12 protein-coding genes are annotated in these 12,864 nt (G+C 52.7%); 11 read left to right on the forward strand and 1 reads right to left on the reverse strand.

All coding sequences use genetic code 11. The features are described 5' to 3' along the window. The first annotated feature begins 36 nt into the window (after positions 1-36). From AB1I67_RS04605 to bcp, 10 genes are all read left to right on the forward strand, one after another. Entirely contained in the window at positions 37-1,647 is a 1,611-nt protein-coding gene (locus AB1I67_RS04605; RefSeq protein WP_367028640.1) for an isopeptide-forming domain-containing fimbrial protein, read from the forward strand. Between the two features lie 9 nt (positions 1,648-1,656). Then, positions 1,657-2,529: a class C sortase gene (locus AB1I67_RS04610; RefSeq protein ID WP_367028641.1), complete on the forward strand. Its 873-nt coding sequence runs from the start codon at positions 1,657-1,659 to the stop codon at positions 2,527-2,529. A 12-nt stretch (positions 2,530-2,541) separates the two neighbouring features. After that, entirely contained in the window at positions 2,542-3,564 is a 1,023-nt protein-coding gene (locus tag AB1I67_RS04615) for a class C sortase (RefSeq protein ID WP_367028642.1), read from the forward strand. Then, positions 3,561-4,391 carry a SpaA isopeptide-forming pilin-related protein gene (locus AB1I67_RS04620; protein ID WP_367028643.1) on the forward strand — a complete coding sequence of 277 codons (831 nt, stop codon included), beginning with the start codon at positions 3,561-3,563 and terminating at the stop codon, positions 4,389-4,391. The genes AB1I67_RS04615 and AB1I67_RS04620 overlap by 4 nt, the downstream gene beginning before the upstream one ends. Positions 4,392-4,774: 383 nt before the next feature. Then, on the forward strand, positions 4,775-5,005 hold the full coding sequence (locus AB1I67_RS04625; protein WP_367028644.1) for a hypothetical protein: 231 nt from the start codon (positions 4,775-4,777) through the stop codon (positions 5,003-5,005). A 101-nt stretch (positions 5,006-5,106) separates the two neighbouring features. Continuing rightward, positions 5,107-5,808 (forward strand): sortase, encoded by a 702-nt coding sequence (locus AB1I67_RS04630; RefSeq protein ID WP_367028645.1) that lies wholly within the window; start codon positions 5,107-5,109, stop codon positions 5,806-5,808. 83 nt (positions 5,809-5,891) lie between these two features. Next, complete coding sequence (locus AB1I67_RS04635; protein ID WP_367028646.1) at positions 5,892-6,371, forward strand: hypothetical protein; 480 nt, start codon at positions 5,892-5,894, stop codon at positions 6,369-6,371. Between the two features lie 314 nt (positions 6,372-6,685). After that, entirely contained in the window at positions 6,686-7,573 is an 888-nt protein-coding gene (locus tag AB1I67_RS04640) for a hypothetical protein (RefSeq protein ID WP_367028647.1), read from the forward strand. Between the two features lie 19 nt (positions 7,574-7,592). Further along, a complete protein-coding gene (locus AB1I67_RS04645) occupies positions 7,593-8,213 on the forward strand; it encodes a sugar O-acetyltransferase (RefSeq protein WP_367028648.1) in 621 nt (206 codons plus the stop codon). A gap of 6 nt (positions 8,214-8,219) precedes the next feature. Then, entirely contained in the window at positions 8,220-8,678 is a 459-nt protein-coding gene (gene bcp, locus AB1I67_RS04650; protein WP_367028649.1) for a thioredoxin-dependent thiol peroxidase, read from the forward strand. Between the two features lie 151 nt (positions 8,679-8,829). On the opposite strand, the gene AB1I67_RS04655 is transcribed toward bcp, so the two are convergent. Continuing rightward, a complete protein-coding gene (locus AB1I67_RS04655; RefSeq protein ID WP_367028650.1) occupies positions 8,830-10,680 on the reverse strand; it encodes a DUF885 domain-containing protein in 1,851 nt (616 codons plus the stop codon). A 146-nt stretch (positions 10,681-10,826) separates the two neighbouring features. Here AB1I67_RS04655 and metG point away from each other — a divergent pair, with 146 nt between their 5' ends. Continuing rightward, positions 10,827-12,824 carry a methionine--tRNA ligase gene (gene metG, locus AB1I67_RS04660; RefSeq protein WP_367028651.1) on the forward strand — a complete coding sequence of 666 codons (1,998 nt, stop codon included), beginning with the start codon at positions 10,827-10,829 and terminating at the stop codon, positions 12,822-12,824. Positions 12,825-12,864 lie beyond the last annotated feature (40 nt).

Raw genomic sequence — 12,864 nt, forward strand, 5'->3', positions numbered from 1 at the left:
CAGGCTTACCAGGTATTCAAGGGAGATTATTCGGAGGTGACTGTCGACGGCGCCACACAGAAGACCCTGGCAAATATTGACTGGGGTACAGGTGTGAATGGCACGGCGCTTCTTGCGGCCTTGAAAGCAGACGGGACCATTGGAGAAAAATTCACATCCAGTGCCAGTGCAGATGATGTTGCAACTGTACTGCAGGGAACGGACTTCGCTTCCGATTCTGCGAATCTGGATGCATTTGCGGCAATTGTAGGTGAGCACTTGACCGGTTCACCGGCTGAAAGTACGCTCAAAGCAGACACAACTTATACATATACCATCGATGGCCTGGGAGGGGGATATTATCTTGTGAAAGATAAGGATGATTCCCTTGCGGGTGATGAGAATAACGCCTATACCAAGTTCATCTTACAGATGGTAGAGAGCACCACAGTAAATGCCAAAGCCGAGGCTCCCAATATCGATAAAAAGATCGAGGGGACAGGTGACGGTACCGTTTCCGGCGAATCCAATATTGGCGAGACCATCACATTCAAACTGACGTCCCAGGTTCCGCAGATGGACGGATACAACTGGTATTATTTTATCGTAAACGATAAACTTTCAGCGGGACTGGACTATGTGGGTGAGGAAACGATCACCATTGGAAGCACCACGCTTACAAAGGATACGGATTATGCGATAACTGCGGATGTAACAGGTTCAGGAGCAAACAAGTCCACAGCATTAAAGATCGTATTTAAGGATTTCCTTAACAAACATAAAGCATCTGCCGGGCAGCAGATCACCATCACATATAAGGCGAAACTCAATGAGTATGCCAAAGCGGGCGTAGAAGGCAATGAGAACGAAGTGACATTGACCTATTCCAACAATCCGAACTATGATTACGACGGAAATAAGGACCCGGACAAACCGGATGAGCCGAAAGAGGATACGCCGACTGATACGACAACAACCAAAAAGACTTACACCTATACCACAAAACTCAGAGTTGTGAAAGTGGACGAGAACGGGAAACCGCTTCCAGGAGCAGAATTTAAGCTGAGTGGCAACGGGCTTGCCACAACTATTTCAACTTCCAACCAGACCACAACCTCTTATGTTCAGGATGCAAACGGCGACTGGGTGGTGGGCGATGACGGGGAGATGCGGGCATATGTAGAAGGTACGGATGCCGGCAAAACAAGATATAAGCAGGTCACCGTTACCGATACCGTGGTGACAACAGAAGGGACCACGACGGATATCAAGGTTGAGGTGGATGCAAATGGCTGTCTGGTATTCAAGGGACTGGGAGCAGGAACCTATGAGCTGGAGGAGACAAAAGCGCCGACCGGTTTTAATGCCCTGTCCGGCAAGATCACAGTTGTTATCACCTGTGAGCTTCCTGATACGATCGATCCGGCAGGAGATAATCCCTGTGTATGGAAATACTATGTTTCCGGAGCAGTGACAGATGGTTCAGCAAGCGCGCCAATTACGTCAAAAGATGGCTTTATCTCCATTACGGTAGAGAACAAACAGGGCGCCATGCTTCCATCCACCGGTGGTGTAGGGACGACCATCTTTACGATCGCGGGCCTGGCACTCATGATCGGGGCGATCTTTATGCTTGCAAAGAAGAACAGACGGGATGAGACAGAATAGGATAACTGCATGAAAAGATTTCGTTCGACGCTATTTGTGGTCATGATATTTCTGGCTGGCTGTGGGTTGATCTTATACCCCACAGTCAGCGATTACTGGAACACCCGTCATCAAAGCCGGGCCATCGCAGGATATGAAGCAGGCCTGGAGTCTCTGGAAGAAGAGGATTACACGGAACTTCTGAAGGCCGCCAGGGAATACAACCAGAAACTGGTCAGGAAAGGAAACAGGTTTCATCCGTCGGAAAAGGAGGATGCGTATTACCGCAGCCTGCTTTCCACAGAAAACAGCGACGTCATGGCGGCGCTGGAGATTCCTGCCATCGGAGCCTACCTGCCGGTTTACCACGGTGTTGATGAATCTGTACTGCAGGCGGGGATCGGACATATCGAGGGCAGTTCCCTTCCGGTGGGCGGAAGCTCTACCCACTGTGCACTGTCCGGGCACCGGGGCCTGCCCTCCTCGACCCTGTTTTCAAACCTGAATCAGGTGAAGGAGGGAGACCGGTTCCGGATCTACACCCTGAATGAGACCCTGACTTATGAGGTGGATCAGATCCAGGTTGTGAAGCCGGAGGAGGTGGACAGCCTTGATATCGAAGAAGGCCGCGATTATTGTACGCTCATAACCTGCACTCCTTACAGCATCAATACCCATCGGCTTTTGGTCCGGGGCGTAAGAGTTGAGGAGACGGCAGAAGAAGACGGTTTGTTACCGGCTGAAAAATCACTTGCCGCACAGTCACCGGCGCAGCGGGTGATAGGGCATCTGGAGCCGGGGGTACGTCTGTCTCTGGCGGCAATACCGGTACTTTTCATTGTGCTGGTCATCCTTCTGATCCGTTCATGGAGCGGGGCAAAAAAGCCGGATGAGGCAGAATAGGATTCTGAAACGATGCGATATCTGAAAAAATATATTTCAACAATCCTGTTGGCGGCGGTATTTCTTACCGGCAGCGGGCTTCTGCTCTATCCGGCTATCAGCGACTGGTGGAACGCCTGGCATCAGAGCCGGGCGATAGCCAGCTATGAGGCGGGAGTGGAGCGGCTTAAGCAGGAAGATTACTCCGGCCTGTTTGAAGCGGCAGAGGAGTATAATCGGAACCTTTTGACGGATAACCGGCGGTTCCATCCCGATGCGGAGCAGACCAGATATTATCATACCCTGCTTTTGACAGGCAACAGTGACGTGATCGCCACAGTGGAGATTCCGTCGATCAAGGTAAAGCTTCCGGTCTATCACAGCACGGAAGAAGCTGTCCTGCAAAACGGCATCGGCCATATTGAAGGCAGTTCCCTGCCCATAGGCGGGGAGTCCACCCACTGTGTCCTGTCCGGACATCGGGGGCTGCCATCCGCCCGCCTGTTCACGGATTTAAACCAGGTGATCATAGGGGATCGTTTTTATATTCATGTGCTTGGGAAAACACTGACTTATGAGACGGACCAGATCACCGTGGTGGAACCACAGGAGATGGAGGATGTGGAGATCATAGCAGGTGAGGACTACTGCACCCTGGTAACCTGCACCCCCTACGGAATCAACAGCCACCGTCTTCTGGTGCGGGGGAAGCGGGTTGCGGGTGATGGGAAGAGCCTGGACTCGCAAACATCTGTTTCCAACGGTACAGGGGCAGATTCCACAAATGCCGGCGCAGCTTCTGACGCAGCATCTGTAGGCGCAGCCCCGGATACTGACGCAGCATCCACAACCGCCGGCGCAGCCTCCGGCGTCACACGTGACTGGAAGACAAGGCTTAAACAGGAGCTGACACGGTGGTTCCCGGCGATTGCGGCCGGCCTGTTGTTTGCGGTGTTCCTGCTGATCCTGGCTATGCCTGTGATCCAGAAGCGGAGGAAGCGGGGAAAAGACAACCATAGTAACCCGGAGAAGAAGCAAGGAGGGGATAAGCGTTGAGAACACAGAAAAAAAAGATCAGGGCGTTTGCATGGCTGGGAGTTCTGTTCCTGGCATTGCAGAGCGCGTTTCCGGCCCTTGCGGACTCCTGGGACCCACAGCGCCGTGGGATAGCCGCCATAACCACATCCTACGTCACGGGAAGCGGGGACAGCCAGAAGCGGGTCCCGGTCCCGGGCGTGGAACTTAGCCTTTACCGGATCGCCGGAGTGGAGATCCGGGACGGGCAGGTGTTCTATGTCCCGTCGCCGGGACTGGAAGCCTTTGAAGAGATCTTAAACAGCGGATTTACAGAAGGCGGGAATGCAGAGGCGGCAGGCCAGATCGACGAAAGCGGGAATCTGAGCGCGCTGCTGTATGGAAGCGCACAGAAGACCGACGCAGATGGAAAAGCCGTTTTTGCGGAGCTGGAAGCAGGAATGTATCTGGCGAAACAGACCGCGGCAAAGAACGGTTACTATACCATGAAGCCGTTTCTCATCCCGGTGCCAATGATGGAGGAGGATGGAAGCGGTTGGAACTATAAAATAGAAGCAAGACCTAAGATCGAACGTCATACCGGCGGAAACACGCCGGATGGCGGGGATCATCCGGGTGGAGGCGGGGACAGGCCAACCCCCACAACAGCGCCTGAAACCGTGCCTCCGTTTACAGCGGTTCCGGACCCCCTGGAACCGCTGGTACCGGTAGAGATGATCGAGCGCCTTCCGCAGACAGGAATGCGGCGTTTGCCGGTGATCCTGTGCGCGGTAGGCGGATTTATCCTGATCGGGGGCGGCTGGGTGATGCGCCGCCGGGACAGGCAGCAGCGAGAAGATGAAGAATAATTGGAAGAATGGCAGGCCGGGAAGAAGAGTGAACGGACTGCCGTTTTTCTAAAGGGACCAGGTGTCGGATATAGATGCCGGATACAACAAAAAGATAAAATAAATCGGAGGGGTACGGTCATGTGGCAGAGTAAAAGAATGAAAAAGCTGAGGAGAGTACAGGCAGGATGGCTTTGTGCGCTGTTGGTGATGTCCTTAAATATTTCATCCCTTGCGGAACGAGGAGGAGAGATATTCCCCGTCAGCAGGAGCTCTGTGATCGGCCATACACCGGCCGATACGGAACAGGCAGGTCAGACGAAAGCGACGGACCGGTCAGAGGATTCAGGGACGAAGCCACGTCCAGCGAGGCCTCGCCCGCAGACCCGGACCTGTAGTGGTCGGTGGAAGAATTGCAGGAACGGATCGATGCGCTTCCGGAAGAGAGTGAGCTAGAAGGAGAAGAGATAGGGGACTATCTGCTGGAGGTTTACCAGAAGATCGTGGATATAAGGGAACTGATAGAGGGTCTGAGCGAGGATGAGCAGGCTCTGTTTGATGTGGAGAAACTGGAAAATCTGGAATGGTTTTTTGCGGAAGAGTATCCGGCGGCGTTTGCGGTGGAACGTTTATGATATATCGAGAGACAGTATGGGACAAAAAATATTCTTTAGTGTATATATGGGAACGCGGGGAACCGGGCCAAAGAGAGACGGGAGGAAAGCAGAGAGTAAACATGAGACGATGGAACAGAGGAAGTATATTCATGCTGCTGGGAGTGCTGATGATCCTGGCGTCTGCCGGCTTTTGGAGCGTTAACGCGTTGGAAGAGCGGCAGGCCGGGATTGCGGCAGAACAGGCAGCCGAACTATTGAAAAAAGAGATCGCGGATGCCCGGTTCAGAAGTCAGGAGATCGCGGACGCCCAGGCGGGGAATCAAGAGATTGCGGATGCCTGGGCGGGAGAGCTGGCGGAGGAGGCGGGAACATCCGGTGAGGGAACATCCGGTGACACAGACGCAGCCGGTCCGGAAGGAGACGAAAGAATAACCGCCACCCTCTTGTCAGGAGACTACTTGGGAATTCTCTCCCTTCCGGAACTGGGCCTGGAGCTTCCGGTTGCAGCGCAGTGGAGCTACCCGGCCCTGCGTAAGACCCCCTGCCGCTACAGTGGGAGTGTGGAGGAAGAAAACCTGGTCATCCTGGCACACAATTACGAAAGGCATTTTGGCGGATTAAAAAGATTGAAGCCAGGAGCCAGGATCACATTTACCGGCCTGGACGGGGGTGAGACGGTCTATGAAGCGGTGGATGTCCGGACCCTTGGTCCGGACCAGGGAGAGGAGATGCTGAAGGGCGACTGGCAGTTACTGCTTTTCACATGTACCTACGGAGGAGAAAACCGCGTGGCGGTCCGGTGCCGGAAAACTGACGCTTAACAGTTGTCCCAATATGACTGAAGCAGATCAGTACCAGACAGGAACAGGCGCAGGAATCAGACAAAAGAAAAGAGGGATGGAGCATGCAGACATGGATTCTGATGCAGTATTGTTTATGCGAGGATAAGCTTTGGGGAGAATTCTGCCCTATGTACCAGGGAAAATGGAAGGAGTTCCACAGCTTTTCAGAATTTTTCTATGAACTGGAGGGCCTGCTGGAGGAGCTGGATATGCCGCAGGCGGTGTTCCGGATCCGGAGAGAATGGAGGGAGCCGGGGCGCAGACAGATGCATTCACTGTGTCAGGCAGAAAGTCTTATGCGGGAGCAGAAAAATGCGTATGAAAGGGGAATGGAAAAAGTGCATATGGAAGCCAGAACCTTTGCTGGGCGGAGACATGGGCAGCAGTTCCACATCTGTATCCGTTACCGGAATCATGCCAGCTGGCAGGGGGAAATCCGGTGGGACAACCGAAAGCTGAAAAGGCAGTTCCGAAGTGCGCTGGAATTGCTGGTGCTTTTAACGGAAACCATGCGGCAGGACTTACCATCTATGATAAACTAAAAGGAAGGCTGGTTCCCTGCCGTTGGCAGGGAACTGCCGGCCGGTTTTTGACCGGAAAGTTTTTAAAAATAAAAAGCAAAATTAGAAAACATTTAGAATTGACAACCATACCAAAAGATATTATACTGGACACAATCTTCGCCGGGGATTCCATCTGGCAGGGTTCTGATAAATTCTATATTTATCAATGCCGCAGATTTGCGGAAGATTTCAAAACAACAGGTGCAATTTAAAGTAAGGGGGGAACAAACAACATATGATTGCAGTATTGCAATAACGGTACCAAATCAAGTATAATAAAAGGAGAAATACATATGGGTGATATTGCATATCAGAACAAGGATATCGCATCCAAACTGACGGGGGAAACGCTGGTTGGGAAGAACCTGGCTGTGTTTGGTCTGCCGCATTTATCCATTACAGGCATCCTGCCGACGAATCTGCCGGCGATCGAGAGTAATGAGCTGCGGATCGACAACCTGTTTCAGTTGGAGGATGGTTCTCTGGCGATCATGGATTATGAGTCCAGCTTTGACCGGGAGAATTTTATCAAATATTTGAATTACATTGCCAGGGTGCTGAAACGCTATGCAGGACAGAACCGGTTAAATGAGGTATGGAAGATCAAGATGCTGGTGCTCTATACGGCGGATGTGGAGCGGGCGGAAGAAGTGTATGACCTGGGCGGCCTGACCCTGCAGGTGGAATCCGCATACCTGGTCTTCCAGGACACAGAGGGGATCTATAAGAGACTGGATGAGAAGCTTTTTGCGGGAGAGCGGCTTGACGAGGAGGATCTGATGCAGCTCACGATCCTGCCGCTGACGGTAAAGGGCAATCAGAACAAACAGCTTATGATCGAGCGGTCCGTAGAGCTTGCCCGCCGGATCCCGGAGCGGGACCGGACCTTAAAAGCCCTTGCGGGGATCCTGACGTTCTCGGACAAGGTGATCGATGAGGCATATAAAAACCGCATAAAGGAGGAGATGAGGATGACACAGATCGGCCAGATGATCTTTGAAGATGGAGTGATTGCTGGAAAAGCAGAAGGAGAAGCACTCGGGAAAGAACTCGGTGAGAATGACTTTGTAGCCCTGACGGGCCGGCTTATAGAGGATTCCAGAATGGATGATCTTGCGAAAGCGACAAAGGACAAGAGTTACCGCGCGGTTTTATACCGTGAGTACGGGATCAGGGAGTAGAGATGGGAGGAGCGCAGACATGGATAACAGAGCGAGGCTGGAGGCCGGACAGTTGTATGACCCGGCTGACAGCGACATTATGCAGGAGCAGTCAGCCTGCCTGGAGAAGCAGTACGAGTACAACCACACGCGCCCGTCAGAGGCGGACAGGCGGGAAAGGCTTTTAGAAGAGATGTTTGGCAGCATCGGAGAGGAGTGCTATATTGAACCTCCGCTCTGTGCCAACTGGGGCGGACGGAACGTGCATATGGGGAGCCATGTGTATGCGAACTTTAACCTGACCCTGGTAGATGATGGGAATATCTATATCGGGGACTATGTGATGTTTGGCCCCAATGTGACCCTGACCACATCCGGGCATCCGGTAGAGCCGCATCTGAGGAAACAGGCGCTGCAGTTCTGCGCGGACGTTAACATTGGCAATAATGTATGGATCGGCGCGGGGGCGGTAGTGCTGCCGGGGGTGACGATCGGGGACAATTCTGTGATCGGCGCAGGCAGTGTGGTCACAAAGGATATCCCGGCCAATGTGGTGGCTGTGGGGAATCCGTGCCGGGTACTGCGGGATATTGGAGAGCGCGACCGGGAATACTATTTTAAAAATCGGAAGATCGATCTTGAGATTCCGGGAGAGGAGTGACAGGCTATGTTGGAGGTTGGAACAAAAGCGCCGGATTTTACACTGGAGGATAAGGAGGGGAATCAGGTTTCGCTGTCGGATTTTTCCGGCAAACGGTTTGTCCTGTATTTCTATCCCAGAGATAACACTGCGGGCTGTACCCGCCAGGCCTGTGCCTTTGCAGCGGTTTACAAGCAGTTCGAGAACCTGGGCGTGCCGGTGGTCGGTATCAGTAAGGACAGTGTAAAGTCCCACCAGAATTTTGCTAAAAAACATGAGCTGCCGTTTATCCTGCTCTCAGATCCGGAGCTTCAGGCGATCCAGGCCTACGATGTCTGGAAGGAAAAGAAGCTCTATGGAAAGGTGTCTATGGGCGTGGTGCGCAGCACCTATGTGATCGATGAGAACGGCGTGATCGAGAAGGCCATGGAAAAAGTGAAGCCGGATACCAATGCGGCTGAGATCCTGGAATATCTGATGGGCTAGAAAATCTGATCATAGGGGAAACCATAAAAGAAATCATAAAAGAAAAGGCCGTCCCTGAGTGTGTGAAAAGATCTCTCCGGGACGGTCATTTTTGTGTCATGGACTGGTCATAAATTGGTTATAAACTAGCCATGGCCCATCGTTTTTCACGCTACATCTTCTGTTTCATAAGCCATGTGGTAAAGTATGGCTGGATCACATCAAACGGCGCATTTCCGATGTCCAACAGAAAACGGTGGAATTCTTTTGCATTGAACTTATCTCCTAGCTGCTTCTCGGCGGTCTCCCGCATATTCTGAATCTCCATACAGCCCACGTAATAGGACAGATAGTTGGCTGGATTTTCTACCATGGCGCTGTAGATGGAATCCACTACATCCTCCGGTTTGCTGTAATATTTTGCAAGATATTCCTGGACCTGGGCTTTATCCCAGCCCATATAATTGATGGAGATATCCAGGTAGGCGTGGAGTCCGAGGCTTGCCATGCTGTTGGCGGCGAGAAGCCTTCCAAGATCCGGGTCCAGGCCATTGTCCAGGGTGTAGGAAAGGTGCTCCACATAGGTTGCCCAGCCTTCGCTGTAACCGAGGAAGGTCAAATTCTTCCGCAGGTTGGAACCGCAGGCGTCAGTGAAATACACATGCTGGTATAAGTGCCCGGGGTAGCCTTCGTGGGCGATGGTGCCGAACAGCTCTGAGGAGGCGTACCGGGGGTTGCGGTTGATATAAATGGTGTTGCTGCTGGTGTCGTCAATGGGCGATACCAGATAAAATGCCGGGCTTAAGGACAGCTCCAGCGCACGGGGAACATCCTTGAAGGTGTAGCTGCATTCCGGCAGTGCCGGGAAATCCCTGGCGGTCAGGGTTTTCAGAGCCTCCATGATATCCGCGGGTTCTGTATAAAGGTACTGATAGGTATCAAAAGCCTCTATAAGCTCAGGGTGTTCTGTCAGCAGGGCGGAGGTCTCAGCCAGGTTTTTGTCAATATTCTGCCCGATAGCAGCCAGCAGGCTTTCTACCGAGCCATAAGAGGTGCCGGTGCTGGCGAAAACCTGATATTTATAGTACTCCTTGCCCTGGGGGTATCCGCACATTCCTTTTTCATTGGTTCCCGTACCTTTAAACTTCTGCATTTCATCGATCAGAAGCTGGTAAGCCGGAACGAAATGCTGCTCCAGCATGGCGGAATTCTGCGCCCTGTACTGGTCCTTTTCCTCCTCTGTCAGCCCCGCCACTGCATCCAGGCGGCTGTTAAAGGAATCGATCATAAAATTGTCCCCCGGCACCAGGAGATAACTCTCACAGGATTCGATCACATGGTCAATGGATGTGTCGCTCATCATCAGTCCGGCGTCCGCCTTTTGTTGCTCAAACTGGAGGATCTCTGCGTAATATTCATCCATGTTTTCCAGCAGCTTCAGATAATCATCCACATCCTGTTTTTGATAAAAGGTATACTCGCACAAAAGGATGGGAAGCTCCGCCTGAATGCCGATGGTAGGGGCAAGAGGCTGGGAATACAGCTCCAGGCCGTCGCTCATTTTTTCTGTTTCCAGGAAGCTTTGCAGGATCCGCAGGGTTACCTTCTGCTCCTCGGTGAGAAGCGCCGCATCGAAGGTGGCAAGCTGCTGTGACAGTTCCTCGCGCTCCTGTCGGGCAGACTCCGCAAATTCCAGGGTAGCAGGGGTATAAAGATGTTCGGCAGATGTGATCTGGTAAGCGGCGGGATCTTTCAGCAGAAAATGCAGGCTGAGCAGGTTGCCTCCGGCTTCACTGCGGAACAATTCTTCTTCCATCTGGTTGAAACGGTTCTGTTCTTCCAGCTTTTTCTCTTCAAACTGCTCGTAACTGGCCGGTGTTTCTTCCGGGTATGGGGCTGCAGTGGTCGGCGTATTCCCGTCCGGGCGGGGCACACAACCGGTGAGCAGCGCCGCGCAGAGCATCACGGTGCAGAGCAGGAGAGAAAGCAGAGAACTGCCGTTTCGGTGTTGTTTTGTATGCATAAGGGTATCCTCCTAAGTGTTCCTATTATAATCTATACTCTGAAAAAATACAACTTATGAGACATTTGACCGGATTCCTTGAGTTTTTGGCTGGTTTGTGCTATAGTTTGATTACTTAATTTCTATAATTTGGAGGAAAATGGCTCATGTGTCAGAATGAAAGCTGCAACTGTAAAAAACCTTATTATATTACCACGGCGATCGCCTATACATCCGGCAAGCCGCATATCGGCAACACCTATGAGATCGTGCTGGCGGACAGCATTGCCCGGTTTAAGAGGGAACAGGGCTACGACGTCCGGTTCCAGACCGGTACCGACGAGCATGGACAGAAGATCGAGCTGAAGGCGGAAGCAGCAGGCGTTTCCCCGAAGGAGTTTGTAGACGGAGTGGCAGGACAGATCCGGGATATCTGGGATCTGATGAATACCTCCTATGACAAGTTTATCCGAACCACCGATGCGGATCACGAGGCTCAGGTGCAGAAGATCTTTAAGAAGCTCTATGACAAGGGCGATATCTATAAAGGCTATTATGAGGGGCTTTACTGCACGCCGTGCGAGTCCTTTTTTACCGAGTCCCAGCTGGTGGACGGCAAGTGCCCGGACTGCGGACGTGAGGTGCAGCCTGCGAAGGAGGAGGCATACTTCTTCAAGATGAGCAAATACGCGGACAGGCTGATCGCCCATATCAATGAGCATCCTGAGTTTATCCAGCCGGTATCCCGCAAGAATGAGATGATGAACAACTTCCTTCTCCCGGGCCTGCAGGATCTGTGCGTTTCCAGGACTTCCTTCACCTGGGGGATCCCGGTCAGCTTTGATCCGAAGCATGTGACCTATGTGTGGCTGGATGCTCTGACCAACTATATCACCGGACTGGGGTATGACTGCGATGGTGCAAGCGGGGAGCTGTATGACAGGTTCTGGCCGGCGGATCTTCATCTGATCGGTAAGGATATCATCCGTTTCCATACGATCTATTGGCCGATCTTTTTGATGGCGCTGGATCTGCCGCTGCCGAAGCAGGTATTTGGACATCCGTGGCTCTTACAGGGCGACGGCAAGATGAGCAAATCCAAGGGGAATGTGCTTTATGCAGATACCCTGGTAGACTTCTTCGGCGTGGACGCGGTGCGTTATTTCGTGCTGCATGAGATGCCCTTTGACAATGACGGTGTGATCTCCTGGGAGCTGATGGTAGAGCGGATGAATTCCGATCTGGCGAACATCCTGGGCAATCTGGTGAACCGTACGATCTCCATGTCCAACAAATACTTTGGCGGTGAGGTGCGCGACGGCGGTGCAGCCGGTGAAGTGGATGCAGATCTGAAGGCTGTGGTACTGGATTCCGTGAAGAAAGCGGATGCGAAGATGGACGAGCTGCGGGTAGCGGACGCGATCAGTGAGATCTTCAATATCTTCCGCCGCTGCAACAAATATATCGACGAGACCATGCCCTGGGCGCTGGCGAAGGATGAGGCGCAGAAAGACCGTCTTGCCACCGTTCTCTACAACCTGGTGGAGGCGATCACCATCGGCGCGTCCCTGCTTGAGTCCTTTATGCCGGAGACTTCCGCGAAGATCCTGGCACAGCTCCACGCAGAGAAACGCAGCTTATCCGCCATGGATCAGTTTGGACTGTATCCTTCCGGAAGCCATGTGACAGACAAACCGGAGATCCTGTTTGCGAGAATGGATATGAAGGAAGTCCTGGACAAAGTGGAGGCCATGCATGCAGCCGAGGCGGCGGCAGCCGGCGCGGCTGATGGCGCAGCTGATGCGTCCGATGACGCCGTCATCGATATCGAGGCGAAGCCGGAGATCACCTATGATGATTTTGCAAAGCTCCAGTTCCAGGTCGGGGAGATCATTGCCTGCGAGGCAGTGCCCAAGTCCAAGAAACTTCTCTGCTCCAGGGTAAAGGTCGGAAGCCAGGTGAAGCAGATCGTCAGCGGTATTAAGGCGTACTATTCACCGGAAGAGATGGTCGGCAAGAAGGTCATGGTCGTTGTGAACTTAAAGCCTGCAAAGCTGGCTGGCGTCCTGTCTGAGGGAATGCTGCTCTGTGCAGAGGATGCAGAAGGCAACCTGTCCCTGATGGTGCCGGAGAAGAAGATGCCTGCAGGAGCCGAGATCTGCTGATGCGTGCTGATTGGCGATGAGATAGGGATATGCGGATGGA

The sequence above is a fragment of the Clostridium sp. AN503 genome (assembly GCF_040719375.1).
Classification (GTDB): domain Bacteria; phylum Bacillota; class Clostridia; order Lachnospirales; family Lachnospiraceae; genus Brotaphodocola.